The following is a 26957-nucleotide window of genomic DNA, read 5'->3' on the forward strand; positions in this document are numbered from 1 at the left end:
TCTGAGGACCGGATGCGGCGCACCCCCCTCTGCCCTGCCGGGCATCTCCCCCTCAAGGGGGGAGATCCGCAAGAGGCACGAACCCTGCTCAAGTCTCGACGCCATTGATTGGGCAGAACACTTCCCCATCCAATCTCCCCCCCTTGAGGGGGAGATGCCCGGCAGGGCAGAGGGGGGGTGCTGCCTCGATACGTCGCGAAACGCCGTAGGTTGATCGCCCTGCTATTCTATCTCCACGAACGGACGGCCATATGATCCCACCCACCCCGGAAATCCTTGCCCGCCTCATCGCCGAACCAACCGTCTCGCGCACCTCGAACCTCGCGCTGCTGGATTACGTCGAGGCCCTGCTCGCCCCCACCGGCGCGCGCATTGAACGTTTCGCCCACCCGGATGGCACTCGCGCCAATCTCTGGGCGACGATCGGACCGGAGGGGCCGGGGGGCGTGGTGCTTTCGGGGCATACGGATGTCGTGCCGGTCGAAGGGCAGGATTGGAGCGGCGATCCGTTCACGCTGGTCGAGCGCGACGGCCGGTTCTTTGGCCGGGGCACGGCGGATATGAAGGGGTTTGTCGCGGCGGCACTGCGGGCAGCGCTTCTGGCCGCCGAGCGGCCACTGAAGACACCGCTGCATCTTGCGCTGTCCTATGACGAGGAAATCGGCTGCATCGGCGTGCGCGGCCTGATCGAGGCTCTTTCGGCGCGGGCGGAGCGGCCGGCGCTCTGCATCGTCGGCGAGCCGACTGGCATGCGCATTGCCACCGGCCACAAGGGCAAGCTGGCGCTAAAAGCCTGCTGCCATGGGCAGGAGGGCCACTCCGCGCTTGCGCCCAATGCGCTGAACGCGCTGCACCTCGGTGCGGCTTTCGTCACCGCGCTGCAAACGCGGCAGGAGGAGTTGGCGTTCAAGGGCGCGCGCGATGCGGATTACGACATCCCCTATTCCACCATCCATGCCGGCATGATGCGCGGCGGCACGGCGCTCAACATCGTGCCGAACCGCTGCGAGATCGACTTCGAGATCCGCAACATCGCCGAGGACGACCCGTTGAAAATCCTGGAAGGCATTACGGCCGACGCCGAAACCATCGCGGCGCCCTATCGCAACCGCTTTCCCATGGCCTGCATCGAGATCGAGCAGATTTCCGGCTATCCCGGCTTGAACACCACCCCTGACGCCCCGGCCGTGCGCCTGCTGGGCCGCATCCTCGATCACGACGACCCGACGCTGAAGGTCGCCTTCGGCACGGAGGGCGGGCTGTTCCACGAGACGCTCGGCATCTCCACTGCCGTCTGCGGCCCCGGTTTCATGGACCAGGGCCACAAGCCCGACGAATTCGTCAGCGCCGAGCAGCTCGCGCGCTGCGACGCCATGCTCGCCCGGCTGGTCGATGTGCTGGAGGCCGGCAACCCCTGACTACGCCACCGCCTGCGCCCCCGTGATTTCCACCAGCGAGCCGCAGATGAAGGCGGCCTCGTCGGAGGCGAGGAAGGCGACGAGGGCGGCGACCTCTTCCGGCTTGCCGATGCGGCCGAACGGCACGAGCCGGTCGAGATCGGCGATGGTGCGGCCCGAACGTGTGACGCCCGCCTCCAGCATCGGCGTGTGGATTTCGCCGGGGCAGACGGCGTTGACGCGCACCTTGTCCGGCGCGTAGTCGCGGGCGAGGTTCTGCGTGAAAGCGGCGACGGCGGCCTTGGTCGTGTTGTAGGCGATGTGGTTGGGCGCCGGGTAGAGCCCCCATTGCGAGGCGGTGTTGACGATGGCGCCGCCGCCGGCCGCAATCATATGCGGCAGCACGGCGCGGCAGAGGTGGAACATCGAATCGAGGTTGACGGCGAAGCTCACCGCCCAGTCCTCATCCGAAAGGGACAGGAGATTGCCGCGCCGGTTGATGCCGGCATTGTTGACCAGCACGTCGATCCGGCCTTCGAGCGCGAGGGCCTGCTCGACGAGGCCGAAGCAGGCGTCCTTCTGCGCGATGTCGGCGGCGATCGCCACCGCCTTGCCGCCGCCGGCTTCGATCTCGGCGACCACCGTGGCTGCCGCCTCGCGGTTGACATCTGTCACCACCACCAGCGCGCCCTCCTCCGCCAGCCGCCGCGCGATGGCCGAGCCGATGCCGCCGCCGGCACCGGTGACGATGGCGACCTTGTTGTCGAAACGCTTCATGAAAAATCCTCCAAAATTACCGGATATAGCTGCCGCCGTTGACATCGAGCGTCGCGCCGTTGAGCGAGCCCTGCGAGGGGCGCAGCACGAAGGCGACGAGCTCGGCCACCTCTTGCGGCGACGCCATCTCGCCGATCGGGATATCGGCCACCGCGGCCTGTTTGCCATGGGCGGCGATGAAGTCCTCCGCCATGTCGGTGCGCACCCAGCCCGGCGCGATCGCCACGGCCGTCACGCCATCGGCGCCAAAACTGCGGGCGATGGATTTCGTGAGGTTTACCAGCGCCGCTTTCGTGGCGCCGTAGGGCATGGCATCCGCCGCGTAACCGCGCTGCCCGGCCCGGCTCGCCATGTTGACGATGCGCCCGCCGCCTTCGGCCTTGAAATGCCGGATCGCCTCCTTGCAGAGATCGGCGGCGGCGAAGAGATTGACCTGGAACTCCCGCTGCCACGCCACCTTCCAGTCCTCGAATGAGGACTCTATGGAGATTTCCGTGCGGATGCCGGCATTGTTGACGAGGCCGTGGATGCGGCCTGCCGCGGCGGTGGCCTTCGCCCACAGCTCGAACGGACCCTCCGCGGCGGAAAGATCGACCTGCACGACAAACCCGTTGCCGCCGATCTGCGCCAGCAGGCTTTCGGCGCTCGCCTTGTCCCGCCCGTAATGGATGATCGGCCGCGCACCTTCCGCCGCGAGGCGCCTGACGATGGCGGCGCCGATGCCGCCGGAGGCGCCGGTGACGAGGATGGTCTGTCCGTTGAGGTCCATGAAAACTCCTATTTCAAAAGGCCGACCTGCGGCCCCCAAGTATCGGACAGCGCAAACCCGGTGGCGAAGGGATCGTCCCCGTCGAGACGCAGCTCAGAGCGGCCATAGACATAACCGCGCCCGGTGATGCGCGGCAGCACGGCGCGGCGCCCGCCGATCTCCGTCTCGCCGATCGCCTCGGCGCGGAACTCGCCGCCGATGATGGAGCGCGAGACGCGCGCATCGCCGACCGACACCTCGCCACGGGCGAAAAGCACCGCCAGGTTGGCGGAGCTGCCGGTGCCGCAGGGCGAGCGATCGACCCGGCCCGGCTGGAGTGTCGTGCAGGTGCGCACCGCGCCGTCCGGTTCCCTGTCGCGGAACATGGCATAGGCGATCTCGTCCACGCCGGGCAGCGTCGGGTGCTGGACTTTTATCCGCTCGGCAAGCAGTTGCTTGAGTTCGATGCCCGCTTCGGCGAGCGCGCGGGCGTTTTCCGGGGCGATGGCCAGGCCGATCTGCCCGACATCGACCAGCGCATAATAGACGCCGCCGAAGGCGATATCGACCTTTAGGCGACCCCAGGCCGGGGTGTCGATTTCGTGGTCCAGCAGTTCGGCAAAACTCGGCACATTGTCGAGGCTGACGGAAAGGCAGCGCCCGCCCTCGCACCGCGCCCGTGCCAGGATCAGCCCGGCGGGCGTATCGAGCCGCACGATGGTCTCCGGTTCCTGCATCGCCACCCGGCCGCTTTCCAGCAGCGCCGTGACGACGCAGATGCAGTTGCTGCCGGACATCGGGTGGGCGCGGTCCGCCTGCAACACGATGAAGCCGGCATCCGCATCCGGCCGCGTCGGCGCGGTGATGAGGTTCACCGACATGGCGACATTGGCGCGCGGCTCGAAGGTCACGAAGCGGCGCAGGCTGTCGTCCATCGTGTTGATGTGGTTCATCTTGTCGAGCATGGTCGCGCCCGGAATGTCCGGCGCGCCGCCGATAAGCACATGGCCGAGCTCGCCCTGGCAATGGACGAGCAGCAGGTCGAGGGATTTTTCGAAATGCATGGCGCCGGCTCCTACTTGATGTACCAGCCCCAGGGGTCTTCGCTGACGTAGCGGGTGATCTGCTTGACCTCCAGATAGTTGTCGAGGCCCCAGCGGCCGAGCTCGCGGCCGATGCCGGATTCCTTGTAGCCGCCCCAGGGCGCCTCGGTGAAAGTCGGTTGCGAGCAGTTGATCCAGACGATGCCGGCGCGAAACGCCTTGGCGACGCGCTCGGCCCGCGCGTCATCTGCCGACATGACGGCGGCGGCGAGGCCGAAGCGGCTGTCACTGGCAAGCGCGATCGCCTCCTCTTCCGTCTCGAAGGGGCGCAGGCAGACGACCGGGCCGAAGATTTCTTCGACCCAGGCGGCGCTGTCGAGCGGCACGTCGGTGAGAATCGTCGGGCGGAGGTAATAGCCCTTGTCGAAACCCTCCGGCCGCGTGCCGCCGCAGGCGACCGTGGCGCCCGCCGCCCGTGCCGCCGCGATGGCGGCGACGACCTGTTCGTGCTGTTTCTTGGAGACGAGCGGGCCGAGCAGCACGCCCTCGTCGAGGCCGTTGCCGATGGCGATCTTGTTCGTCTCCTCGATCAGCCGGGCCAGCAGTTTCTCATAGATGCCCGCCTGCACCAGCACGCGCGAGGTCGCCGAGCAGACCTGGCCCTGGTTCCAGAAGATGCCGAACAGGATCCATTCGACGGCCTTGTCGATCTCGGCATCGTCGAAGACGACGAAGGGCGACTTGCCGCCGAGTTCCAGGCTGACGCGCTTGATGTCACGCGCGGCGGCCGCCATGATCTTCGAGCCGATCGGGCCGGAGCCGGTGAAGGCGAGCTTGTCCACGCCTTTGTGATCGATGATCGCCTGTCCGGCGACGGAGCCCGCGCCGGTGACAATGTTGAGCACGCCGGGCGGCAGGCCCGCCGCGTCGGCAATGGCGGCGAGTTCCAGGGCGGTGAGCGAGGTGACTTCGGCGGGTTTCAGCACCACGGTGCAGCCGGCGGCAAGTGCGGGGGCTACCTTCCACGAGGCCATCAGCAGCGGGTAGTTCCACGGGATGATGGCGCCCGCGACGCCGATCGGTTCCTTGACCGCCTTGGAGGTGAAGCGGTCGTCGGAAAGCGCGATCGTCTCCTCCGGATGGCCGTCGAGCTGTTCGGCGAGGCCGGCGTAGAAGTCGAAGCAGCCGGCGGCGTCGGCGATGTCCCAGTCGGCTTCCGGGAAGGGTTTGCCATTGTCGAGCACTTCGAGGCGGGCGATTTCGGCCTGCCGGGCGCGGATGCCGTTTGCGATGGCGCGCAGGTATTTGGCGCGCTCGGTGCCCGTCTTATGCGGCCAGCCGCCCGTGTCGAAGGCGCGGCGGGCGGCCTTGACGGCGGCATCGACATCCTCGGCCGTGGCGGCGGCGATGTGGTGGATCACCTCTTCCGTCGCCGGGTTGATGACCTCGAAGGTTTCGCCGTTGGAGGAGGGTTTCCACGAGCCGTCAATGTAGAGTTCGCTGCGCATGAAAAGTCCTTTCAGAAACGGTCGATGCGGTAGGGCTTGAGATCGACGGGCGGGGTGGCGCCCGTCATGAGATCGGCGATCAAGCGCGCGGTCGTGGCGGCATAGGTGAGGCCGAGATGGCCGTGGCCGGTGGCGTAGACGACATTTTTGCGCGTGGCCGAGGGGCCGATGACGGGCACGGTATCGGGAAGCGCCGGGCGGTGGCCCATCCATTCGCTCGTCTGTTCGGCCTTGAGATCCGGCAGGGCTTCCTTCGCCCGCTTCACCAGCACTTTTGCGCGGCGGTAGTCCGGGGGTGCGTCGAGGCCGGCCATCTCCACCGTGCCGCCGACGCGGATGCCGCCGGCCGTCGGCGTCACCATGAAGGCGCGGGCGGGCCAGATGATGGAGTGGCGCATGGAAATGCCGGGCGCCATGATCTGCGTGTGATAGCCGCGCTCGGTTTCCAGCGGGATCGGCTCGCCGAGCAGCTTCGACAGCCGCCCGGTAAAGGCGCCGGCCGCCAGCACCACCCGGTCCGTCGTCAGCCGGCGGCCATCGGCAAGCCGGAGCGCTAAGACGCGGCCTTCGCTCTCCTCGAACCCGGCGACTTCGCCAGTCTCGATGATGCCGCCGAGTGCCTGGAATTTTTCCGCAAGCGCCGTCACCAGCTTGTACGGGTCGGCCACCGAACGGTTGTCGGGGAAGAGCACGGCCTTGGCGATGCTGCTCGTCAAAGCCGGTTCGAGATCGCGGATGGCATTGCCGCCGAGGATTTCGTGGCGGAAGCCGAAACGTTCGAGGATTTCGATGTGATCGCGGTCGGCGCGGAACTCCGCCTCGTCGGCATAGAGGCTGAGGCAGCCCTCGGCGCTCAGCATCTGGGTAAGGCCGGTTTCCGCCAGAAGGGCGTCGAGGTCTTCATGCGCGCGTCCGCAGAGGGCGGCGCCGGCGGCCTCCAGTTCGCGCAGTTTCGAGGGGCGGCTGGCGGCGAGAAAGCGTAAAAACCACGGCACGAGTTTCGGCATATAGGCGGGGCGGATGCGCACCGGGCCTTCAGGATCGAGCAGCCATTTCGGCATCTGCGCCCAGACGCCGGGGCGCGAGGCGGGCATGAATTCGGTGACCGCGATGCTCGCCATGTTGCCGTAGGAGGCGCCCCGGCCCGGTGCGTCGCGGTCGACCAGCGTCACGGCGAGGCCGCGACGCTGGAGGGCATAGGCGATGGTCGTGCCGATAATGCCGGCGCCGACGACGGCGATGGATGACACGGGGTTTTCTCCTGCGCTCGGTCTCGTTAGAGCATTTCCGGTGAACCTCGGTTCACCGGAAATGCTCTAGGGGCTGGAAATGCTCTAGTTGAGGATCGGCGCGATGGCGGCGCGGAAATCGGCCTTTTCCTGCGCGGTCAGTTCGCCGAGTGGCGCACGGCAGGTGCCGACGGGCGTGCCCTGGAGCTCGCAGCCATATTTGATCTTCTGCACGAACTTGCCGCTCTCCAGGATGTTCATGGCGCGGTAGAGCACCGTCATCTTGTCGCGCGCGGCTGCGAGATCGCCTGCGCGGAAGGTGCGGTCGAGATCGACGCAGGCCTCCGCCATGCAGTTCGCCGGGCCGCAGATCCAGCAATCGGCGCCCCAGAACATGAAGTCGAGCGCGATGTCGTCCGAGCCGGAGATCAGGTCGATGCGGCCCTTGTAGCGGGCATGGATATCGACGGCGCGTTGCAGCACGCCGGAGCTTTCCTTGATGGCGATGACGCGCGGATCGTCCGCCAGCGCATCCATCAGCTCGAAGCCGATCTCGATGCCGTCCTTCGGCGGGTAGTTGTACATCACCAGATTGACGTCGGCGGCATCCAGCACCGCGCGGTAATGGGCGAGAAGCTCGTCCTGCGTCGGGCGGGTGTAGAAGGGGGTGGCGAGCAGCACGGTGTCGTAGCCGATTTCCTTGGCGCGCAAGGTGTTCTCGATGACCTCGCGCGTGGCGGGCGCATTGGTGCCGGCGATGAGGGCCTCACCCTCGTTGGCGAAATCCTTGACGAATTTCAGCACGTCCTCGCGCTCTTCGGTCGACATGGAGAAATATTCGCCGGTCGAGCCCAGTGGCACCCAGCCGGTGACGCCGGCGGCGCGAAGGTTGGTGAGGTGTTTTTCGAAGGCCTTGAAGTCGACCCGGTTGTTGGCGTCGAAGGGGGTGACGAGGGCGGGCATGACGCCGGACAGTTTCATGGTCTTTCTCCTAGATGGCGAGTTTCTTGAGGATACAGCCTTCGATGAGCGTGACGGCGCGCGTCAGCGGGAAGGCGATGGCGAAATAGATGAGCGCGACGATGGTCAGCACTTCGACGGGGCGGGCCGTGTTGTTGGAAATGTTCTGGCCGACGAACATCAGGTCGGCCATGCCGACGGCCGAGACGAGCGCGCTTTCCTTGAACAGGCTGACGCAGTTGGACAGCAGCGTCGGAACGGCGCGCAGGACGGCCTGCGGCAGGATGACGTTGAGGATCTGCGCCCGCTTGGGCAGGCCGAGCGCGACGCAGGCGTCGAGCTGTTCGCGGCCGATGGATTTCAGCGAGGCGCGGAAGGTCTCGCTTGTAATGGCGCCCATGTAGAGCGTCAGCGCGATGACGCCGGAGGCGAGGTTGGAGAGCTCGACGCCGAGGATCAGCGGCAGGCAGAAGAAGATCCAGAACAGCTGGATCAGCACCGGCGTGCCGCGGAAGAATTCGACATAGACGCTGGCAATGCCGCGCAGGATGACGCTGGGCGCGGTGCGGGCAAGGCCGACGAAGAAGCCGAGCGTGCAGCCGAGCACCATGCAGATCAGCGTCAGCTTGACCGTCGTCCAGAGGCCGAGCGCCAGCGCTTCCTGGAAGCGCAGCAGGACGGAGAAATCGAGCGCCATGGGTTTCTCCTAGCTCGTCAGGATCTGGCGGCGGCGTTCGAGCCAGCCGACGACCTGGGTGACGGGAAACGACACGGCGAAATAGATGAGCGCCGCGATGGTGAAGGTCTCGATCGGCCTATACGTCTCCGTCGCCAGCGTCTTCGCCTGGTACATGAGGTCCTGCACGGCGACGATGGCGACAAGCGCGCTCTGCTGGAAGATGACGATGCCGTTGGTGAGCAGCACCGGAATGGAGGCGCGCAACGCATTGGGCAGCACGATATGGAACACGCGCTGGAAGGGATTGAGGCCGAGCGCGATGCCGGCGTCGAGCTGCTCGCGCGGCACGGCCTGGATGGAGGCGCGGTAGGCCTCCGCGTTGAACGCCATGAGGTTGAGGCCGAGCGCCAGGATGCCCATCGTCATCGAGCCGAGGAAGACGTTGAACAGCATGGGCACGCAGTAGAAGAACCAGACGATCTGGACGATCGCCGGCGTGCAGCGGAAGAACTCGACGAAGAGCGTCGCCGGCCAGCGGATGACGGCGACGCGGCTCATCAAAAGCAGCGCCAGCGGGAAGCCGAGGATCACGCCGATCAGATTGGCGGCGATCGTCAGCTCCAGCGTGACGACCAGGCCCTCGATCAGCGGCCCGAGCGAGACGGCGTTGAAATCGAACGTATAGTTCACGGCCCGCCCCTATTGCTTGATGTGGAAGACGCGGTCGATGAATTCGCGCGTGCGCTCCTCGCGCGGCGCCGACAGAACCTGCTCGGGCGGCCCATCTTCGACCACCACGCCGCCGGCGCAAAAAATGACGCGCGAGGCGATGTTCTTGGCAAACCACATGTCGTGGGTGACGATCATCATCGGCATGTCCTGCCGGGCGAGCTGGAGGATGACCTGCTCGACTTCCGCCACCAGTTCCGGATCGAGCGCCGAGGTGACCTCGTCGAACAGCATCAGCTTCGGATCGAGCATCAGCGCGCGGGCGATGGCGACGCGCTGTTTCTGGCCGCCGGAAAGCTGGGCAGGGAAGGCGTTGGCCTTGGCCGCGAGGCCGAAGCGCTCCAACAGGGCGAGCGCGCGCTGCGTGGCGCTCGCCTTCTTCTCGCCGCGCACCTTGCAGGGGGCGAGCACGAGGTTCTGGATGACGCTCAGATGCGGGAAGAGCGTGTAGTGCTGGAAGACCATGCCGATCGAGCGGCGCACCTCGGTGTCGATCAGCGTCTTCGCCTCGGCGCTGGCGGACGAGATATAGGGTTTTCCGCCGAAGGTGATGGCGCCGCTGTCGATGGTTTCGAGGCCCATCATGACGCGCAAAAGCGTCGACTTGCCGCCGCCGGAGGGGCCGATGACGACGACGCGCTCGCCGGGCTTCATCTCGATATCGAGACCCTTCAGCACCTGGATATGCGGGCCGAAACTCTTGTGCAGCGACTGGATGGAAACGAGCGGAGCGGATGCGGACGTCATGACATGCCTCCCTGATGGGGCTTCCTGTGAACGGGAGGGAAAAGCACGCGGCCACCCCCCTCTGCCCTGCCGGGCATCTCCCCCTCAAGGGGGGAGATCGAATCGCGGTGCCGCCCTGCCCCATCGCGAAGGGCGCTTTTCGAGCCGGGTCCTCGCCCCCTCCAATCTCCCCCTTGAGGGGGAGATGCCCGGCAGGCCAGAGGGGGGTCCTATGCGGGCGGAGGCCGTTTACTGCGCCGCCTTCAGCACGTCGTCGACGGCTTTCTTGATCAGCGCGTCGACATGGCCGGTGGCGACCCGTTCTTCGAGGAAGATGTTGACCACCTCGACATCGGAGGCGGAGAGCTGGTGCGGCAGGCCGAAGGCGACGCCCTGTTTGGCGAGCGCCGGCGTCGGGTTCAGCGCGACGGCCCAATCGGGGTTCGACTGGGTGAAGAGCTGGTTGGTGTCGGACGCATCGACCAGGATGTCTGCACGGCGCGAGACGACGGCAAGGCGCGTCTCGTCATTGCCGGGCAGGCGCAGGATGGTGGCGTTCTTGACGGCGGCGGAGATCGCCTTGTCCTGCGCGGTGCCGGACATGACGGCGAGCGTGACGTCGGCCTTGTCGATATCTGCGACCGAGACGGCGCTGGCCGGGATCTTCGGGTTCTCCTTGTTGTAGGCAAGCGAGATCTGGTACTCCATCGCGGGAATGGAGAACTGCACGGCCATGGCGCGCGCCGCGGTGCGGTTCAGCGCCAGCGACACGTCCCATTTGCCGGCCTGGAGGCCCGCGACGATATTGTCCCAGGTCGTGTCGACGAATTCGGGCTTCACCTTCAGCACCTCGGCGAATTCGCGGCAGAGATCGGCGAAGAAGCCGGAATATTCGCCGCTGGCCGGATCGCGCATCACATAGGGCGGTGCCACGGCCGCGCCGCAGCGCAGCGTGCCGTTCTTCTGCACGGTCTGCCAGTATCCCTCGGCGGTCTGAGCCGAGGCGGTGGTGGCCGAAAGGCCTGCCATAAGGGCGAGCGCCGCCGTCGCCCGCAGTGCGGACGTCATCCAGTTCGAAAGCATGTGCGTTCCTCTTTTTTGAGCGCTTGGAAAGCGCGGTTCCACCCGTCGGCTTCGGCCGTTTTTTAGTCTTTTTCTGTCGGCTCCGTGTCGACTGACAAATTTATGTCGTCTGCGTGTCGACAAAGTCAAGCGGAAATTTTACGATTGCTGTGCCGTCGGTTTTCTGGCCCAATGGCCACGGAATACGGAAAGGGACGTAAGTGTCTGACGAAATTGAAATGAAACGGGTGCGCGGCACCGGCTGGAAAAACGTCTACGACACGCTGCGCACGGAAATCCTCGCGCTGGCGCTGCCGCCGGGCCAATTGCTCGACGAGACGACGCTGGCCGAGCGGTTCGACATGTCGCGCTCCCCCGTGCGCGAGGCGCTGATCCGGCTGGCCGGCGAGGACCTGGTGGTGACGCTGTCGAACCGCAGCACCATCGTCGCGCCGATCGAGGTGGCGAGCTTTCCGAAATATGTCGAGGCGCTCGACGTCGCCCAGCGCATGAACACGCGGCTTGCCGCAGCACTCAGGACCGATGCGGACCTGAAGATCATCGCCAAGCGGCAGAAGGAATTCGAGGCGGCGGTGAAGACCGGCCAGCACCTGAAGATGTCGGAGGCCAACAAGCAGTTTCACATGGCCGTCGCCTATGCCGGCAAGAACGCCTATCTCGCCGCCTTCTACGAGCGGCTCCTGAACCAGGGCCAGCGCATGCTGCACCTGCATTTCGAATATCTGGAACGCACCGGCGACGGCTACCTGCTCACCGACGAGCACGACGCCATGCTGGAGGCGATCCGGGCGAAGAATGTCGAGCTTGCCGACGAGCTGGCGCACGCCCATACGCGGCAGTTCCAGGATAATTTCATCGCGTTCCTGCGCGAAAACTACACGACCGACGTGTCCTTCGGGCCCCTCGCTGCAGCGGAATAAAAGATGTCCCTCCCCCAGAAAATCGGCTTCATCGGCACCGGCGCCATCACCGACGCCATGGTGCGCGGCCTGCTCGCAAAACCTGCCGCCGTGCCGCATGTCATGGTCTCCATGCGCAGCGCCGACATTTCGGCGGCGCTTGCCGCGGATTTCCCCGCCGTGCTCGTTGCCGGCGACAACCAGGCGATCGTCGACGGCTGCGATACCGTGGTGCTGGCGATCCGCCCGCAGATCGCCGAAGAGGTCATCCGCCCGCTGCGCTTTCGCGATGGGCAGGGCGTGATCAGCGTCGTCGCCGCGACGGGGCGGCCGGCCCTGCTCGACTGGATCGGCGCGGATGTGCGCCTCGTCCAGGCGGTCCCGCTGCCCTTCGTCGCGCGGCGCAAGGGCGTCACCGCGATCTATCCGCCGGACCCGACGACCGCAGCACTCTTCAACGTGCTCGGCAATGCCGTGGAATGCGACACCAAGGAGGAATACGACCTGCTGGCCGCCGCAAGCGCCCTGATGGCCACCTATTTCGGCCTGATGCAGCGCACGACCGACTGGCTTGCGGCAAAGGGCCTGCCGGAGGAGAAGGGCCGCGCCTATCTCGCGCCGCTCTTTGCCGAACTCGGCCAGACCGCCGTCGCGGCCGGCGACGGCACGGCCTTCATCGACCTCAGCCACGAGTTCGCCACCAAGGGCGGCCTCAACGAGCAGGTGTTCCGCCATTTCGACGAGGGCGGCGGCTCGCAGGCGCTGGCCGAGGCGCTCGACCGCGTCTATGCGCGCATTTCGGGATAAGGTTTTTCCTACTCGCGCGGGCTTTGTTGCCGATTTGCAACAGGGGTCGGGAGATTTCGGGAGCATCGGGCGGACGGTCTTCGCTCAGGCAAGCGGCTATCTGTCCGAATAATATGAGTTTTCCGTGAAGGTTTTCCTCTTCGAGGTGTCTCCCCGCCTAATCCGTTGAACTTGCGCGACAATCGTGCTTCGGCGAAAGGTGCGGCTGGACATCAACCCGCCGCCACCGGGCGTGGCGGCAGGACCGAAGGGAAGGGCTCGCGATGAGCTGGGATTTCTCGAACCTCTTTCGCCGCCATGCGAAGGACATCACGCGCACGCTGCGCCGGCGCGGCCTGAGCGCCGAGACGGCTGCCGACCTGACCCAGGACACCTTCGTGCGCGTTTTGGCCTCCCCGCCGAGAGACGGCGCCGGCGTGCACAATCCCGTCGCCTATCTCTTCCGCATCGCACGCAACCTGCGCATCGACCATCTGCGCCGCGAGCGGCTGTTCGTGCGCGTCGAGCTCAGCGACGGCGAATTCGCCGAGATCGCCGACCACGCGCCCAATGCCGAAACCATCGTCTACGACCGCCAGCGGCTCGCGCTCACCAAGGCGGCGCTGGCCGAACTGCCTGAGCGCACGCGCCGGGCCTTCGAGCTGCACCGGCTGGGCGACCTGACGATTGCCGAGACCGCAAGCGCGATCGGCCTGTCGACCACCCGCACCTGGACCCTGCTGCGCGACGCCTACGAACATATCGATGCGCGCCTCAACGGCCTGTGATAGACGTCCCGCCACGGAAAATCCCGCGCCCCCATTCGTAGAACAGGTATGAGCGCCTGCCGACGGGGCCTGCGCGACTGAGGGACGGGTCATGAACGAGTTGTCCGAGGACAGGCGCCTCTTCCGCGAGGCGGCCGATCTCGCCATCCGCCTGCAGGGCGACCCGGACAATCCCGTGTCGATCGACATGGTGCGCGCCTGGACGGCCCGCAGCCCCGCGCACCAGAAGGCCTGGGCGCGGGTCGCCGAAATCCACGGCATGACCGGCCGTATCCTGACCGAGCGATATGACACGGGCGAGCGTTCGGGCGGCATCGGCCGGCGGACCTTCCTGATCGCGGCGCTGGCCGGCACCGGCGCGCTTGCCGGCGGATCGCTGGTGCTGCCGGATCTGCTCGTCGGGCTTCGCGCCGACCATGCCACCGCGACGGGCGAAATTCGCCGCATCGCGCTCGACGACGGCAGCGTGGTGACGCTCGGCCCGGCAAGCGCCATCGATGTGGACTATGCGGCGGCGGCCCGCACCATAAGGCTCCTCGCCGGCATGGCCTATTTCGAGGTCTCGGCCGATCCTGGCCGCCCGTTCTCGGTGGTCTCCGACGACGTCAGCGCGACGGCGCTCGGCACCGCCTATGACGTCTCCAACGATGCCGGCATCGTCTCCGTCTCGGTCGATCACGGCCGGGTTGCGGCGCGCATGGCGGATGGTTCGGTGGCCGAAGAACTCGCCGCCGGTGACTGGATCGTCTTCGATCCGGACCGCCACGGCATCGCGAGCCGCGGCACGCGGGAGGCCACCCAGATCGCCGCCTGGCGCAGCGGCATGATCGTCGCCGAGCGGGAAACCGTTTCGGCGCTGGTTGCCCGGGTGTCGCGCTGGCTGCCCGGCAAGGTCGTCGTCGCCGATCCGTACCTCGGCGCCCGTCTCGTCAGCGGCGTCTTCGACCTCGGCGATCCGCTGCGCGCGCTGGAGGCCGTGGTGCGGCCGTTTGGCGCGCGGGTGCGCACCGTCGGGCCGGTGACCGTCGTTTCGCCCGTCTGAAAAACAAAAGGGAAAAAATCCCGATCCCGCTCGTAGAGGCCTTTAGGGGCGCACGGCGACCGGCCGTGCCGATGACAAAGTTTGACGGAGTGCTTTCATGGGACGGGGATCTCGAAACGGGTTTGCCGGCATCGGCCGCAAGGCTTTGCTGGCGACGATGCTGGCGACGATGCTGGCGACGGCATCGTTTGCCGGGGCGACGCTTGCGGGCGCGCTGCCGGCCTTTGCGCAGGTGCAGACCTATGCCATCCCGGCCGGCCCGCTTTCTTCGGCGCTCGCGGCCTTCGGCAGCCAATCGGGCACGCAGATAGCCTATGATGCCTCGATTGCGCGTGGAAAAACCTCGCCCGGCCTTTCGGGCGCTGCCACCCGCGAACAGGCGATCGCCCGCCTGCTCGCCGGCACCGGGCTAAACTATGCCTTCACCGACCCCTCCTCCATCCTCGTCACCGCGGGAGGCGCCGATATGGGTGGTGTGCCCGCCGATGGCTCGACGGTGCTGGAGCGCATCACGGTCGATGGCGACGGCGAGTCCGCCTTCGGGGCGGTGGACGGCTATGTCGCCAAACGCACGGCGACCGCCTCCAAGACCGACGCTTCGCTGATGGAAACGCCGCAGGCCGTCAACATCGTCACGGCCGACCAGGTGGCCGACCAGAGCGCGCAGACCCTGACGGAAGCGCTGCGCTACACGCCCGGCGTGCTCGGCGGCCTGGAAGGGGCCGGCGATACGCGGCGCGATCCGATGACGGTGCGCGGCTTCGAGCCGGTGCTCTATCTCGACGGCATCATCGCAACGTCAGGCGGCGCCTTCACCGCCGTCACCAAGCCCGAGCCCTACAATTTCGAGCGGCTGGAAATCCTGAAAGGCCCCGCTTCCGTGCTCTACGGCGCCAATTCGCCGGGCGGCCTGGTGAACGTCGTCAGCAAGCGGCCGACAGAGGAGGCGCGGGGCGAGGTCGTGCTGGAGGTCGGCAGCCATAACAGGATCCAGGAGCAGATCGACATTTCCGGCCCGCTCGATGCCGACGGCACGCTGCTCTACCGGCTGGTGGGCGTCAATCGCAATGCCGATACGCAGGTCGACTTCCAGCCGGACGACCACCGCTTCCTCGCGCCGAGCCTCACCTGGAAGCCGGACGAGGACACGTCGCTGACCCTGCTCGGGCAATATTCCAAGGACGACGGCGGCGTCTACCAGTCGCTGCCGATCCAGGGCACGCTGCTGCCGAACCCCTTCGGCAAAATCCCCCGCCACCGCACCGGCGGCGACAAGGAGTTCGACCACTACGACAGCGAATACTGGAACGTCGGCTATGTCTTCGATCACCGTTTCAACGACGTGGTCACCTTCAGCCAGACGGTGCGCTACGGTGAGCACGACAACGACTATGCCGGCGCCTACATATCCGGGCTGCGCGAGGACATGCGCACGGCCGACCGCGTCGCCTATATCTACCGCAACCAGGTGCAGTCCTTCGCGATCGACAATCGCCTGGGGTTCGAGTTCGATACCGGGCCGGCCTCGCATTCGCTGCTGGTCGGGCTCGACTACAACCGGCTGAAGAGCGCGAACCAGAACGGCGAGGTGGCGACCGACCCGATCGATATCTTCAATCCGGTCTATGGTGATATCGACCCGGTCGCGATCGCCTTCCGCAGCAACAATCTTTCCGAACAGACGGGCATCTACCTGCAGGACGTCGTGCGCCTGGACGCGCTGACCCTGATGGCCGGCGTGCGCCACGACTGGGCGCGAAGCGACGCCAAAAACGCCTTCTATGCCTATGACACGACCGACGAGGCGACGAGCTACCGCGTCGGCGCGACCTATCAGTTCGACAACGGCATTGCGCCCTATGCGAGCTATTCCGAATCCTTCGCGCTGAAGGACGGCATGCGGGCGGATGGCGGCACCTGGAAACCGACGACCGGCCAGCAATACGAAATCGGCATCCGCTACGAAATCCCCGGCACCGATACGATGCTGACGCTCTCGGCCTTCGACCTGAAGCAGCAGAACATCGTCTCCGCCATCCCGAACACGCCCTTCTCCGTGCAGACCGGCGAGGTGAGGGTGCGGGGCATCGAGGCGGAGGTGAAGGCGAGCCTCGATTCGGGCTGGGACCTGACGGCCAGTGCCGCCTATCTCGACGGCGAGATCACCAAGGACGAGGACCCGAGCCTTGTCGGCGACCCGGCGCCCAACACGCCGGATGTCACGGCCTCGCTGTGGGTCGACTACACGTTCCAGGAGGATGGCGTGCTCGGCGGGCTGACGCTCGGCGGCGGCGTGCGCCACATCGGCAGCTACTTCTCCCAGCAATATGAAAAGCCCTATCGCAAGACGCCGGCCGCAACCCTCGTGGACGCGCATGTGAAATATGATTTCGCGGCCCTCGGGAAGGACTATGAGGGGCTGAGCCTCAGCCTCAACGTGTCCAACCTCTTCGACAAGCGCCATTACAGCTATGTCGACAATGCCTTCACCACCGACGCGCCCGGCCGCGAGATCAGCGCCCGGCTTGGCTATAAGTGGTGATCTTCGGTGCCCTGCCGGCTTTGCCGGCCGGGCGCTCGATCAGGATATAGCCGCACAGGCCGACCAGCGTGCCGACGGCGATCGACGTGACGAAGATCAGCGGTGGGGGAAGGCCGAGCATGGCCCCCGCCTTGGCCGCGACGGAAATCGCGAAGGTGTGCCAGAGATAGATCGAGTATGAGGCGTCGCCGAGCAGCGCCGGGAGCCTGAAACGGGCGATCCGTCCGTGTTTTTCCAGCGCTACGGTGCCGTAGACCAGGGCTATGGCGAGTGGGCCGCAGGTCCATTCGTCGAAGGGCAAGCGTAAAATGCCGATCGCGGCGAAGCCCGCCAGTGCCGTGCCGATCAGGGCGATTGACACGGTCCGGTTCGGCAGCCAGCCGGCGAGCGAGAGCCGGCCGATCAGCATGCCGGCAACGAATTCCAGGATGACTGGGCGGGTGTAGGTGAGGAAGAGCGGGTTGTCGCTCTCGACGGCAAAGCCGATCCCGACGAGCGCGATGAAGACCGTCGCCATCACCGGCAGCCGCAGGCGCGCGGGCAGGAGCAGGCAGGCGGCGAAGACGGCGTAGAAGAACATTTCGTAGTTGAGCGTCCAGCCCTGCACGAGCACCGGCCAGACCTCGCCGCTGCTCGGCGAGCGCCAGGGCACGAAGAACAGCGATGCGGCGACATGCTCCGCCGTCAGCAGCAGGTTGGGAAAGAGGCCGGCGAGTGCCCCGGCCACCATGACGGCGGTTGCCAGCCAGTAGACGGGCACGATGCGGCGGATGCGGTCAGCGAGGAAGCGGCCGGGCGAGACCGGGCGGCGCGCGACGATCACCCACATGATGAAGCCGCTGATGACGAAGAACACGTCGACGCCGGCAGCCCCGATGGCGAAGGCATAGCCGCTGCGCTCGGCCGCGTGGAAGACGACGACCGCGAGCGCCGCAAACGCCCTCAGATACTGGATGCCGTAGAGCGTCATGCGGGCACGGCTTCATGGCGGCGCAACGCCACGGGATGGCGGGCGAGGTTGCGGCGCGTATCGGCCAGCTTGCCGGCGGCGAAATAAAGCAGGAACGAGCCGACGTGATAGGGGTTGAGGATATCGATTTCCACGAAGGTGCGCACCGCCAGCAGCGCCGCGACGGTGAAGAGCACCAGCGCCTCCAGGTCGTGCGCGGTCGAGAGCAGCCGGCGCAGGTGGCCGGCCATGGTGACGAGCAGCACCATGGTCAGCAGCAGGCAGCCGATCAGCCCCGTCTCGACGGTGGCGGCGATGAAGGTGTTGTGGAAGTGGAAGCCGCTGCGAGTGCCGATGAAGAAGGCATCCCACAGCCGTTCGGCTTCCGCGAAACCCTGCACCCAGAAGGCCTGGTAGCCGAGGCCCACGGCGGGCGCCTGGTGCGCCGCCTCGATGCCCTGCTGCCAGAGATAGGTGCGGCCGGTGAGCGTCGCATCCTTGCCGAAGGCGCCGAGCACCATCTCGTATCCGCCGCCATAGGCACCGGCGACCAGCACCAGCACGGCGGTGACGGCGAGCACTAGGAACAGCGTCTTGCGCTGTTTCGGCGCCAGCATTTCCAGCGCGCGCAGCGCCAGGCACAGGCCGGCAATGGCGACGGTGGTCAGAACCGATGTCGCCGACTGCGAGGCCTTCAGGCAATAGAGCGCGATCAGCACCGAGCCGCCGGCCCCCAGCTTCCAGATGCCGCGCTCCGCCCCGAGGAAAAGGGCCGAGAAGGCGAAGAGCACGGCGAGCGAGGCATAGAAGCCGAGCTGGTTCTTCGACGCGAAGGCGCCGACGAAACTGTAGGTGCCGTCGAGCGGATCGAGATGGTAGACGCCGAAGGCCAGCGAAAAGAGCAGCACCAGCCCGGTGCCGATCAACCCGCCGCGCACCAGCGTCCTGGTATCGACGACGCGCATGGCGATGAGCGCGCAGACGACATGCGAGAGATATTGCAGCCCGGCCCGCGCGCTGACGCCCGGGGCCTGCGACCAGAAGACCGAGAGGCAGGCGAAGATCGCGAAGGCGAAGATCCAGCCGTAGCGCGTATAATTGCCGAGCACGCGCCGGTAATCGACGGCGACGAGCGGCAGCCACAGCGCATAATAGGCGAGGATCGACACTTGCCCGAAGCGGAACGAATAGGCGAAGACGAAGAACGACAAGGCGACGGCGGTCGCGGCATAGGCCTCGTTGCCGATGGGTCCGATCAGGCGCGCCCTGGCGATCTTCACGAGCGCCTCACTGCGTGCCGAGGTTCAGCTCCACCTTGACGATATCGCCCGGCAGGACCGGCGTCGTCTCGGTGGCTCGGATGAGCTCGGCCTTGCCCTCGACCGTGCGCAGGATCGAATAGCCGATATTGTCGGCCGAAAGACCGCCCTTTAGCGCCGCCGCATCGGCCGACTGCATCAGCGCCTCCGACATCAGGTCGCGGCTCGTGCCGAGCTTCAGGGTCAGCGTGTCGAGCTCCTGCTCGGTGTTCTGCAGCTCCTGCGCCAGCTGGGCGTCCCAGTCGTTTTGCAGGTTGGTCTCGTCCTGCGTCGCCTTGTTGATGTCCTGCTTGGCCTTCAGCGACGATGTGTCGATGTCGAGCAATGCTGCTTGCAGGTCGGCGGTGCGCTGTTCGAGTGCCAGCCGCCTTGAGCTGATGGCCAGGCCCTTTTCGGCAAGCGAATCGACCTTGTCGAGATCGCCCTGCACCAGTTCGAGCTGGCGTGTCTGGGTTTCCGCTTTCTTGCCGAGCGAGGTGATCTCGCTGTCGAGCAGCGCCTTGAGGTCGGCAAGTGCCGTCAATTGCAGCCGGAGCCGCTTTTCGCGCGAGGTCATCAGCGCGGTCTCGCTCGCCATGATGGCGCGGGCCTCATCCGCCTTGCCGAGTTCCTTCGGCATCTCGATGTCCTTGGCGCCGCTCATTTCCGCGACGATGCGGGCGCGGCGGATCAGCAGGCGGTTGCGCTCGGCGAGATAGACGGCGGCATCGCCTTCCGAGCGCAGGAAATCGCGGGCAAAGCGCTGCCCGGCCTCCGCACGGCGAAGCCCGCCGCCGAAGCTGACGGCCTTGAGCACCGTGAGGCCCGGCGCAAAGGGATAGGCACCCGGCGTCTGCACCTCGCCGGCCAGATAGACCGGCCGGTATTCGGCAATCTCCACCGAGGCGGAGGGACGATCGCGCAGGCCAAACAGGATCTGCATCTTCTTGCCGATCTCCTCGGCAAGTTCGCCCGACGTGCGGCCATCGGCCGGAAGCTGGCCGATGAAGGGCAGCGAGACGGAGCCGTCGGCGCCGACGCTGTAGTCGCCGCTGACGGCGCTCCAGTCGCGGATGGCGCCCTCGGCCGTCTGCCATTCCGCGACGCGGATGCGCAGCTTGTCCATCACGCCCAGCCGGTATTCTGCGGCGAACGCCGGCCCTGCCGCCAGCGTCAGAGCGAGGCAGAACGGGGCGAACAACCGCATGGACAAGGCAATCGCGGCCACCCGGGCCGCGTTCGAAATTCTCTTCATGGGAATCCCTCTCTCTGGCCGCCCGCCACCCTTGGATCGCGGGCGTGCCTAGGATCAGTAGCTGCCGCGTGACAGGCAGACGGCCGGGATGGTGCGGGCAACGATGACCAGGTCGCTGACCAGCGACCAGTTGCGCACATAATGGGTGTCGAAGGCGACGCGGCTCTCATAGGAGACGTCGTTGCGCCCGCTGACCTGCCAGAGGCCCGTCAGGCCGGGACGCGTCTGGAGGTAGTAGACGGCGGAAGCCTCGTAGAGCTCCAGCTCGTCCTCGACCACCGGGCGCGGTCCCACGATGCTCATCTCACCCCTGAGGATGTTGAAGAGCTGGGGCAGTTCGTCGAGGCTTAGCTTGCGCAGCACGGTGCCCACCACGGTGACGCGGGGATCGTGTTGCAGCTTGCGCGTCGTGCGCCATTCCTCATAGGCCGCCGGGTTCTGCTCCAGGTACTGGTGCAGAAGGGCATCGCCGTTTTCCGCCATGGTGCGGAATTTCAGGCACCGGAAGGTCGTGCCGTTATAGCCGATGCGGCGGTGGCCATAGAAGATGCTGCCGCCGCCATCCGAATATTTCACGAGCGCCATGATCAGCACGAAGATCGGGCTGAGCACGACAAGGGCGGCCAGCGCCACCAGAATGTCAAAGCTCCTTTTCGATATTCCCCCTACCGGTGGAGCACCGGTCGTTACAGAACTAAAAAACGGCGAGATGGCCGATCGACTCGCGGACTTCATAGAGGTCGCTCCATTGGCTTGCGATTAGGTCGGGTCCTTCGGACGCGTTCTGACATCCAATGCGGAGTGTATGGTCACAGTTTGTTTTTTGAAGCGTGAAGAATCGACCAAAAAACAGGCAATGCGTATATCAGAAGATTTGAATGTCCTAATCTGAAGTTCTTTTGGAGAAAAGGCGGGCGGCCGGCGCTTCTATAGAGACAGCAAAACGCAAATGTTTCAGCCGAAATACGCCGGATAACACTTTGTATCACTTCTTCTGACGACGGGCACCCGGCATGGTTACAGGGATTTTGGACGTTTCTATGTAATCGGTCCGTCTATGCGGGGCCATATACCTCTGGCGGGCGTAAATTTTTGCACTGCAATATTATTTTGCAGCGCACATTTTTTCGTGAAGCGTTGCTGATATTGTAACAAAAGTTGATCGGAAGCCCCCCAACGCGCAACCCATCGGGTGCGACCCTCATCGACAAACTCGCGTCATCGGCGTAACCGCAGGTTTTTGAGGCAGAAAGCATGGCTGAATCTGGGCAGGAAGATGGCGGCGATTCTGTCTGGAGCCTCTTCCGGCGCCTTAACGGAAGCACAAGACAAATGAACGAGGATCGGAACCGGTCCCGCATTCGACTGGTTAATACCAATGATTGCACGGACCAAAATGGCACCCTATAGTCCGACGGAGCCTCAGAGGAGAAGGCGGACCCACCGATGAAACGCGCGCCCGAAACCAAATCGCGGGATAGCCTGGCCTACGCGCCACGCTTCTTCCTCAGCATGCTTCTTGCGCTCGTCGCCTTTGCGGTCGTGACCTATTTCGCCACCGGTTCCTTCGTCACGACCGCCATCCAGACGCTGGTCTGTGCGGTGCTCATCCAGGTCGGCTATTTCCTCACCATGCTCTACCTCGTCCGCCAGGAAGCCAAGGCCCGCAAGAGCGAGCTCGACGGCAAGCAGGAGCTCGACAAGGCGAAGCCGAAAGTCCCCGTGACGATGAACGAGCCCGGCCACTCGAAATTCTGATCGCGCGCGCCGCTTTTCCGCAAAGCCGTTTTTGTGCCCTTTTCGCCTTTCATGCTGCATTGCAGCGTGGGTTCGCCCGCACTGCGATGTTCAACGCGTGAAAGGGGTATGATCGTGACCGAGGACAACAGGGTCTGCGTCATCATTGCCGCGAAGAATGCGGAAGAGACGATCGGGCGGGCCGTGCGCTCAGCGCTGGCGGAGCCCGAAGTGGCGGAAGTCGTGGTGGTGGACGACGGCTCGAACGACGGCACGCTGGCCGCCGCACAGGCGGTCGACGACGGCAGCGGCCGGCTGGAGCTCATCCGCTTCAAGGTCAACCGGGGGCCATCCGCCGCCCGCAACCACGCGATCGCCATTTCCCGCGCGCCGCTGATCAGCATTCTCGATGCGGACGATTTCTTCTTTCCCGGCCGCTTCCGCCAGATGCTCGCCTGCGAGGGCTGGGATTTCATCGCCGACAACATCGCCTTCATGGAGAAGGCCGACCTTTCCCGACAGCCGGCGCAGTTTGCGCCCCGCCCAAAAAAGCTCGATCTGAAAACCTTCGTGCTCGGCAATATTTCGCGCCGCGGCGCGCCGCGCGGCGAACTCGGCTTCCTGAAGCCCGTCATGCGCCGGGCCTTCCTCGATACGCACGGGCTGCGCTACCGCGAGGAGATGCGGCTTGGGGAGGATTACGAGCTTTATGTGCGCGCCCTCGTCGCCGGTGCGCGCTATACGGTGATCGAAAGTTGCGGTTATGGTGCGGTGGTACGCGCCAATTCGCTGAGCGGCCAGCACCGCACGAAGGACCTGGAGGCGCTGCGCGATGCGGAACGTGCCATCCTCGCCACGGGCGACGTGCCCTCCGAGGCTGCCGCCGTCATGCGCCGGCACTGCCGGCAGATCGCCGACCGCCATGCGCTGCGCCACTTCCTCGACAGCAAGCGGGAGGCCGGCGCCGGTGCCGCCCTCGGCTACGCCTTCGCCAACCCCGCCGCCATGCCGGCCATTGCCGGCGGCATCCTGCGCGACAAGCTGGACGCGGCGCGCCGGCGCGTGCGGCCGGACAAGCGCGTGGCGCCGGGCGACGGGCTGCGCTACCTGCTGCCCGCGCCCTCGGCCGACTGACTAGAGGTAGTCGCGCCGCACGTCTTCCAAGACGGCGTAGAGCCGTGCCTTGCGCTCGGCGAGACGCGCATCGCTGCTGAGCTGCGGCGTGGCGCGGCTGGCCTGCCAGAGCGCCAGCGTCGAGGGTGCGGCGAGCACCTGCTTGGCGGCGAGGCGCAGGCCGGATTGTTCCTCCACCTTCACGGCGACATCGCCCTCGTCGGGTCTGCGCGGTGCCGCGGCACTGGACCGGTCATAATCGACGCCCCAGAAGCGGGCGCCCTTGACGATCGCCTCCGCGCGGCTGGAGATCGGGATGCGCCGCGGGCGATGCTCGACGCCGACGGTCGCGGCCCAGTCGCGCCATTTGAAGCTGTTGATACTGTCCGATGTGGCGACGGCGACCCACGGCACGCGAAAGGCATCGGCGAGGATCGCGCCATGCATGGATTCGGCGACGATCAGCTCGGACTGGGCGATCTCGCGGATCACGTCCTTCGCCTCGCCGCGCGGATCGATGTAATGCATGCCGACCGTGGCGCAGGTGACCGGCCAGAGGCCCGCCACCGCGGATTCCCAATGGGGCACGAAGGTGCGCTTGTGGCGCTTCGGCAGGTTTTTGAATTCCGGCATGTCGGGCACCAGCACGGCCGGATCGACGATGCCGAGCGCCTCCGGCACGCCGACCTTTTCGGCCGTCAGCGGCCCGCGCACGCAGCGGATGTCCCACAGGCTGCGGTCGGCCATATCCGGCAGCGCGCCATAGCCGAAGCCGCTGCCGAGCACGAGCTTGCGGCCCTCCTCCGGCAGCAGCGCCTTGTTCAGCACCGTGCCGACGCCGACGAGAAGCACGTCCGGATGCACATCGCGAAAGCCCGGCAGCAGGAAATCCCAGAGCCAGAGATTGAGGTCGTCACCGAAATTGCCGTGCTGCGATTCCCAGTAATAGGGCTTCATGTCCTGCTCCTTCGAAAGGGCCGATGGGGAAAGGGCTGATGGTCAGCGGGAGAATTTGCCGACGGCAAGGCCGACGGCGCTGGTGAGGATGCGCGGATCGCGCATCGCCCAGCGCGCCAGCATGTCGAATTGCGGCAGCTTGCGGCGCTTGAGAAGCCGCGCCTGGCTCCACAGCGCCTGCCGCCGCGCCGTCTGCTTGTAGGCGCGCAGCGACTGCACCTCCGCCGGCCGTTCGGCAAAACGCGATTCGAGCCGGTCGAGCGCCACCCAGGTGTTGAACTGCTGGCGCAGGAATTGCGGCGAATCGTTATCGACACCGTGGAAGATGTTGAGCCCCTCGCCGCGCAGGGCACCCGCCGTGCCGCTCAGCACCGTGCGGCGCGACGCCAGCACGCAATCGCAGAAGAACAGCACGTCTTCCGCCGCAAGCCGCAAGGCCGCATCGAAGCGCACGTTCTCGAACAGCGGCCGGCTGATGACCATGCAGGAGAGGTGCAGGAAACTCCAGTTCTTGAGCATGACCTGGGTGAGATCCGGGATCTCGATGAGCAGCGGATCATCGTTCAGCCGCGTAACCGCCTCGGTCTTTTCGAGGTCGGCCACGCCGAAATGGTAGTAGAAGGCATCGCCCCCGGTGATCGAGGCGAAGTAGCAATCGGCGCCGAAACGCGTCATCGCGTCATGGGCGTTGGCGAGGTGGTCCGGGGTGAACGTATCGTCCGAATCGAGGAAGGCGACGAAGTCGGTTTCGGGCGACACATGGTCGAGCCCGGTGTTGCGCGCGCCGCCCGGCCCGGCATTCTCCTGGCGGATGATTCGCACGCGCGCCTGCTCCTCGTCCGAAAAAGTCACGATGTCGCCATCGGCCGGATAGGGCGATTCGTCATCGACGACGATAACGTCGAAGTCCTTGAATCCCTGGGCAAACACGGAGGCTAGCGCACGCGTGAGGATGCCCGGCTCCTTCTGGTAGAAGGGGATGATAACTGTCAGCTTCGCCATCTTTTCGTCCCTGTGGTTTCTCTAGAAAGAGTTTCGTCTGGTCTCCTCCCACCGGGGCGCGGCCGTTTCCGGCGCAGGCTTTTGGTCTCGTCAAAGCTCCTTTTTGCAGCAGGAATCCGCCATGTCCCAGCACGTCAACGCGAAGTCGGTTACCCGAAACGTCGGCTGGAGCGTCCTATCCAAGACAAGTACATTCGGGCTTAAATTTGTCACGGTGCCCATTCTGGCAAGGCTGTTGACGCCCGAAGAGTTCGGCGCGGTGGCCGTGGCACTCGCTGTCGTGCAGTTCCTGGCGATGATCGGCGGGGCCGGTCTTGCCTCCGCCTTGATCCTCGAACCGAACGAGGACGAGGAGACGATCCACTCGGTTTTCTGGGCGAATCTGGCCTTCGCCTGCCTGATGGCGGCGGGGCTCTACATCTGGGCGGAGCCGCTCGCCGGCTGGTTCGGCGCGGCCGACGCCGCCTATCTTCTGCGCCTCATGTGCCTGCTCATTCCCTTGCAGCTTGCCGGTGACGTCGCCTATGCGCTGGTCGCGCGCCGCATGCAATTCAGCAAGGATGCGCTGTGGAGCATGATCTCCGAATCGATCGCGGCGATTGCCGCCGTCATCCTGGCGCTGGCCGGTTTCGGCGTGTGGGCGCTCGTCGCACAGCTGTTCGTGTCGGGCGTCATCCGCCTTGCCGGCCTGTTCTTCGTGTCGCGCTACCTGCCGCGGTTCCGCTTTCGCCTTGCCGGCGTGGTGCGGCTCGCGCGCTTCAGCCTGGGCCTGATGGGCTCGGAGATTGCCAATTTCGTCACCTTCCAGTCGCCGATGGTGGTCATCTCGCGTTTCCTTGGCCTTGCCGATGCCGGCGCCTATTCCGCCGCCAACCGCTTTTCCAGCATTCCCAACCAGGTCGTGCTGTCGGGCGTCATGGGCGTGCTTTTCCCGGCCTTCAGCGCGATGATGCACGACCGCGAACGCCGCTCGCAGGCGCTGATGCTGAGCACGCAGGTGACGACGCTGCTGCTGGCGCCGATGATGTTCGGCCTCTGGGCGCTGGCGGAACCCTCCATGCTGCTGCTCTTCGGCCCGCAATGGGCGGCCGCCTGGCCGGTGCTTGGCCTGCTGGCGCTCTCCAAGGGGCTCTTGACGCCATGCAGCACCTTCATCCCCTATCTCAAGGGCTCCGGCCATGGCGGCGCGCTGTTCTGGTGGGCGGTCGGGCGCGCGATCGTCACCACCGCCGCCGTCGCCTATGGCGCCTATGACGGCACACTGATCGAGGCGATGGTGGCGCTCTGCCTCGTCAATGCGGCGATCCTCGTCGGTTATTCCTGGGTGGTGTTCCGTGCCGACGGCACGCCGTTCCTCTCCGGCTTCTACCGCTCGATCCGCCCGATGCTGACCGCGGCCCTGATGGCGCTCGCCGTGCGCTACGCGCTCGAACACTACCTCGCGCAGCATTTTCACCCGGTCTTGCAGGTCGGCCTCGGCATGGCGCTCGGCGGCGTGATCTACACCGTGCTCGTGCTCCTGACCGAACGTCCACTCATCAGAAAACTCGTCGATCTCGTGCGCCGTCCCAAGGCGGCGCCCGCTGCCGCATTGCCCTGACCCTGCCCCAATTCGGCATCGCCCGGGCCGAATCGCCGCCGCGACCGCATAAATCGATTAAGCAGATCGAAAAAAGTTTCGGGGTCCTTGCAGCCAGCAATTGCAGATAG

25 protein-coding genes are annotated in these 26957 nt (G+C 65.8%); 9 read left to right on the plus strand and 16 right to left on the minus strand.

The genetic code is table 11. The features are described from left to right. Positions 1-251: 251 nt before the first annotated feature. The gene (gene argE, locus AC1RWL_RS29375; RefSeq protein ID WP_493096922.1) at positions 252-1418 is read left to right on the plus strand and encodes an acetylornithine deacetylase; all 1167 of its coding nucleotides are present in this window, start codon (positions 252-254) and stop codon (positions 1416-1418) included. Here the strand turns inward: argE and AC1RWL_RS29380 are convergent, their stop codons facing one another. From AC1RWL_RS29380 to AC1RWL_RS29425, 10 genes are all read right to left on the minus strand, one after another. Beyond that, entirely contained in the window at positions 1419-2174 is a 756-nt protein-coding gene (locus AC1RWL_RS29380; RefSeq protein WP_493096921.1) for an SDR family NAD(P)-dependent oxidoreductase, read from the minus strand. It lies immediately after the preceding gene. Positions 2175-2190: 16 nt separating this feature from the next. Beyond that, a complete protein-coding gene (locus AC1RWL_RS29385; RefSeq protein WP_493096920.1) occupies positions 2191-2943 on the minus strand; it encodes an SDR family NAD(P)-dependent oxidoreductase in 753 nt (250 codons plus the stop codon). 8 nt (positions 2944-2951) lie between these two features. After that, positions 2952-3986 (minus strand): proline racemase family protein, encoded by a 1035-nt coding sequence (locus tag AC1RWL_RS29390; protein ID WP_493096919.1) that lies wholly within the window; start codon positions 3984-3986, stop codon positions 2952-2954. 11 nt (positions 3987-3997) lie between these two features. Further along, on the minus strand, positions 3998-5473 hold the full coding sequence (locus tag AC1RWL_RS29395) for an aldehyde dehydrogenase family protein (protein WP_493096918.1): 1476 nt from the start codon (positions 5471-5473) through the stop codon (positions 3998-4000). An 11-nt stretch (positions 5474-5484) separates the two neighbouring features. Next, positions 5485-6723, minus strand: a complete 1239-nt coding sequence (locus AC1RWL_RS29400; protein ID WP_493096917.1) for an NAD(P)/FAD-dependent oxidoreductase — start codon at positions 6721-6723, stop codon at positions 5485-5487. Between the two features lie 84 nt (positions 6724-6807). Beyond that, complete coding sequence (locus tag AC1RWL_RS29405) at positions 6808-7683, minus strand: dihydrodipicolinate synthase family protein (protein ID WP_493096916.1); 876 nt, start codon at positions 7681-7683, stop codon at positions 6808-6810. A gap of 10 nt (positions 7684-7693) precedes the next feature. After that, a complete protein-coding gene (locus AC1RWL_RS29410) occupies positions 7694-8359 on the minus strand; it encodes an amino acid ABC transporter permease (RefSeq protein WP_493096915.1) in 666 nt (221 codons plus the stop codon). A 9-nt stretch (positions 8360-8368) separates the two neighbouring features. Continuing rightward, positions 8369-9031: an amino acid ABC transporter permease gene (locus tag AC1RWL_RS29415; protein ID WP_493096914.1), complete on the minus strand. Its 663-nt coding sequence runs from the start codon at positions 9029-9031 to the stop codon at positions 8369-8371. A 9-nt stretch (positions 9032-9040) separates the two neighbouring features. Beyond that, positions 9041-9817 carry an amino acid ABC transporter ATP-binding protein gene (locus tag AC1RWL_RS29420; RefSeq protein WP_435268142.1) on the minus strand — a complete coding sequence of 259 codons (777 nt, stop codon included), beginning with the start codon at positions 9815-9817 and terminating at the stop codon, positions 9041-9043. 228 nt (positions 9818-10045) lie between these two features. Further along, entirely contained in the window at positions 10046-10879 is an 834-nt protein-coding gene (locus AC1RWL_RS29425) for a substrate-binding periplasmic protein (protein ID WP_435268141.1), read from the minus strand. Between the two features lie 200 nt (positions 10880-11079). On the opposite strand from AC1RWL_RS29425, the gene AC1RWL_RS29430 reads away from it, so the two are divergent. From AC1RWL_RS29430 to AC1RWL_RS29450, 5 genes are all read left to right on the plus strand, one after another. Continuing rightward, entirely contained in the window at positions 11080-11799 is a 720-nt protein-coding gene (locus AC1RWL_RS29430; protein WP_327508993.1) for a GntR family transcriptional regulator, read from the plus strand. A 3-nt stretch (positions 11800-11802) separates the two neighbouring features. After that, positions 11803-12585, plus strand: a complete 783-nt coding sequence (locus AC1RWL_RS29435; protein WP_493096913.1) for a pyrroline-5-carboxylate reductase — start codon at positions 11803-11805, stop codon at positions 12583-12585. Positions 12586-12848: 263 nt separating this feature from the next. After that, positions 12849-13352 carry an RNA polymerase sigma factor gene (locus AC1RWL_RS29440; RefSeq protein WP_493096912.1) on the plus strand — a complete coding sequence of 168 codons (504 nt, stop codon included), beginning with the start codon at positions 12849-12851 and terminating at the stop codon, positions 13350-13352. Positions 13353-13443: 91 nt separating this feature from the next. Next, positions 13444-14394, plus strand: coding sequence for a FecR family protein (locus tag AC1RWL_RS29445; protein WP_493096911.1), 951 nt, complete (start codon positions 13444-13446; stop codon positions 14392-14394). A 97-nt stretch (positions 14395-14491) separates the two neighbouring features. After that, on the plus strand, positions 14492-16936 hold the full coding sequence (locus tag AC1RWL_RS29450) for a TonB-dependent siderophore receptor (RefSeq protein WP_493096910.1): 2445 nt from the start codon (positions 14492-14494) through the stop codon (positions 16934-16936). On the opposite strand, the gene AC1RWL_RS29455 is transcribed toward AC1RWL_RS29450, so the two are convergent. The 4 genes from AC1RWL_RS29455 to AC1RWL_RS29470 all read right to left on the minus strand — a co-directional run bounded on the left by AC1RWL_RS29455 (position 16908) and on the right by AC1RWL_RS29470 (position 21173). Beyond that, positions 16908-17906 (minus strand): acyltransferase family protein, encoded by a 999-nt coding sequence (locus AC1RWL_RS29455; protein ID WP_493096909.1) that lies wholly within the window; start codon positions 17904-17906, stop codon positions 16908-16910. The two genes, AC1RWL_RS29450 and AC1RWL_RS29455, sit on opposite strands and share 29 nt — an antisense overlap. After that, a complete protein-coding gene (locus AC1RWL_RS29460; RefSeq protein WP_493096908.1) occupies positions 17903-19165 on the minus strand; it encodes an O-antigen ligase family protein in 1263 nt (420 codons plus the stop codon). The genes AC1RWL_RS29455 and AC1RWL_RS29460 overlap by 4 nt, the downstream gene beginning before the upstream one ends. A 7-nt stretch (positions 19166-19172) precedes the next feature. Further along, positions 19173-20390: a polysaccharide biosynthesis/export family protein gene (locus tag AC1RWL_RS29465; protein ID WP_439629556.1), complete on the minus strand. Its 1218-nt coding sequence runs from the start codon at positions 20388-20390 to the stop codon at positions 19173-19175. Between the two features lie 102 nt (positions 20391-20492). After that, entirely contained in the window at positions 20493-21173 is a 681-nt protein-coding gene (locus AC1RWL_RS29470; RefSeq protein ID WP_435268136.1) for a sugar transferase, read from the minus strand. 711 nt (positions 21174-21884) lie between these two features. Here AC1RWL_RS29470 and AC1RWL_RS29475 point away from each other — a divergent pair. Continuing rightward, entirely contained in the window at positions 21885-22196 is a 312-nt protein-coding gene (locus tag AC1RWL_RS29475; protein WP_493096907.1) for an exopolysaccharide production repressor protein, read from the plus strand. 108 nt (positions 22197-22304) lie between these two features. Continuing rightward, positions 22305-23309, plus strand: a complete 1005-nt coding sequence (locus AC1RWL_RS29480) for a glycosyltransferase family 2 protein (RefSeq protein WP_493096906.1) — start codon at positions 22305-22307, stop codon at positions 23307-23309. Here the strand turns inward: AC1RWL_RS29480 and AC1RWL_RS29485 are convergent, their stop codons facing one another. Together AC1RWL_RS29485 and AC1RWL_RS29490 are read right to left on the minus strand one after the other, a co-directional pair. Beyond that, the gene (locus AC1RWL_RS29485) at positions 23310-24245 is read right to left on the minus strand and encodes a polysaccharide pyruvyl transferase family protein (protein WP_493096905.1); all 936 of its coding nucleotides are present in this window, start codon (positions 24243-24245) and stop codon (positions 23310-23312) included. Positions 24246-24287: 42 nt separating this feature from the next. After that, positions 24288-25247, minus strand: a complete 960-nt coding sequence (locus AC1RWL_RS29490; protein ID WP_493096904.1) for a glycosyltransferase family 2 protein — start codon at positions 25245-25247, stop codon at positions 24288-24290. A 121-nt stretch (positions 25248-25368) separates the two neighbouring features. Here AC1RWL_RS29490 and AC1RWL_RS29495 point away from each other — a divergent pair, with 121 nt between their 5' ends. Next, the gene (locus AC1RWL_RS29495; RefSeq protein WP_493096903.1) at positions 25369-26847 is read left to right on the plus strand and encodes a lipopolysaccharide biosynthesis protein; all 1479 of its coding nucleotides are present in this window, start codon (positions 25369-25371) and stop codon (positions 26845-26847) included. The last annotated feature ends 110 nt before the right edge of the window (positions 26848-26957 follow it).

The organism is Shinella sp. GW821-FHT10F02, from assembly GCF_058809275.1.

What these genes read in the sequence shown, in the direction of transcription:
- AC1RWL_RS29480 (WP_493096906.1), top strand. Translation starts at nt 22,305, where the DNA reads ATGATCGTGACCGAGGACAACAGGGTCTGCGTCATCATTGCCGCGAAG.
- AC1RWL_RS29405 (WP_493096916.1), bottom strand. Translation starts at nt 7,683, where the DNA reads ATGAAACTGTCCGGCGTCATGCCCGCCCTCGTCACCCCCTTCGACGCC.
- AC1RWL_RS29380 (WP_493096921.1), bottom strand. Translation starts at nt 2,174, where the DNA reads ATGAAGCGTTTCGACAACAAGGTCGCCATCGTCACCGGTGCCGGCGGC.
- AC1RWL_RS29445 (WP_493096911.1), top strand. Translation starts at nt 13,444, where the DNA reads ATGAACGAGTTGTCCGAGGACAGGCGCCTCTTCCGCGAGGCGGCCGAT.
- AC1RWL_RS29485 (WP_493096905.1), bottom strand. Translation starts at nt 24,245, where the DNA reads ATGAAGCCCTATTACTGGGAATCGCAGCACGGCAATTTCGGTGACGAC.
- AC1RWL_RS29495 (WP_493096903.1), top strand. Translation starts at nt 25,369, where the DNA reads ATGTCCCAGCACGTCAACGCGAAGTCGGTTACCCGAAACGTCGGCTGG.
- AC1RWL_RS29410 (WP_493096915.1), bottom strand. Translation starts at nt 8,359, where the DNA reads ATGGCGCTCGATTTCTCCGTCCTGCTGCGCTTCCAGGAAGCGCTGGCG.
- AC1RWL_RS29385 (WP_493096920.1), bottom strand. Translation starts at nt 2,943, where the DNA reads ATGGACCTCAACGGACAGACCATCCTCGTCACCGGCGCCTCCGGCGGC.
- AC1RWL_RS29470 (WP_435268136.1), bottom strand. Translation starts at nt 21,173, where the DNA reads ATGAAGTCCGCGAGTCGATCGGCCATCTCGCCGTTTTTTAGTTCTGTA.
- AC1RWL_RS29390 (WP_493096919.1), bottom strand. Translation starts at nt 3,986, where the DNA reads ATGCATTTCGAAAAATCCCTCGACCTGCTGCTCGTCCATTGCCAGGGC.
- AC1RWL_RS29435 (WP_493096913.1), top strand. Translation starts at nt 11,803, where the DNA reads ATGTCCCTCCCCCAGAAAATCGGCTTCATCGGCACCGGCGCCATCACC.
- AC1RWL_RS29490 (WP_493096904.1), bottom strand. Translation starts at nt 25,247, where the DNA reads ATGGCGAAGCTGACAGTTATCATCCCCTTCTACCAGAAGGAGCCGGGC.
- AC1RWL_RS29425 (WP_435268141.1), bottom strand. Translation starts at nt 10,879, where the DNA reads ATGCTTTCGAACTGGATGACGTCCGCACTGCGGGCGACGGCGGCGCTC.
- AC1RWL_RS29475 (WP_493096907.1), top strand. Translation starts at nt 21,885, where the DNA reads ATGAAACGCGCGCCCGAAACCAAATCGCGGGATAGCCTGGCCTACGCG.
- AC1RWL_RS29420 (WP_435268142.1), bottom strand. Translation starts at nt 9,817, where the DNA reads ATGACGTCCGCATCCGCTCCGCTCGTTTCCATCCAGTCGCTGCACAAG.
- AC1RWL_RS29440 (WP_493096912.1), top strand. Translation starts at nt 12,849, where the DNA reads ATGAGCTGGGATTTCTCGAACCTCTTTCGCCGCCATGCGAAGGACATC.
- argE (WP_493096922.1), top strand. Translation starts at nt 252, where the DNA reads ATGATCCCACCCACCCCGGAAATCCTTGCCCGCCTCATCGCCGAACCA.
- AC1RWL_RS29395 (WP_493096918.1), bottom strand. Translation starts at nt 5,473, where the DNA reads ATGCGCAGCGAACTCTACATTGACGGCTCGTGGAAACCCTCCTCCAAC.
- AC1RWL_RS29465 (WP_439629556.1), bottom strand. Translation starts at nt 20,390, where the DNA reads ATGCGGTTGTTCGCCCCGTTCTGCCTCGCTCTGACGCTGGCGGCAGGG.
- AC1RWL_RS29450 (WP_493096910.1), top strand. Translation starts at nt 14,492, where the DNA reads ATGGGACGGGGATCTCGAAACGGGTTTGCCGGCATCGGCCGCAAGGCT.
- AC1RWL_RS29455 (WP_493096909.1), bottom strand. Translation starts at nt 17,906, where the DNA reads ATGACGCTCTACGGCATCCAGTATCTGAGGGCGTTTGCGGCGCTCGCG.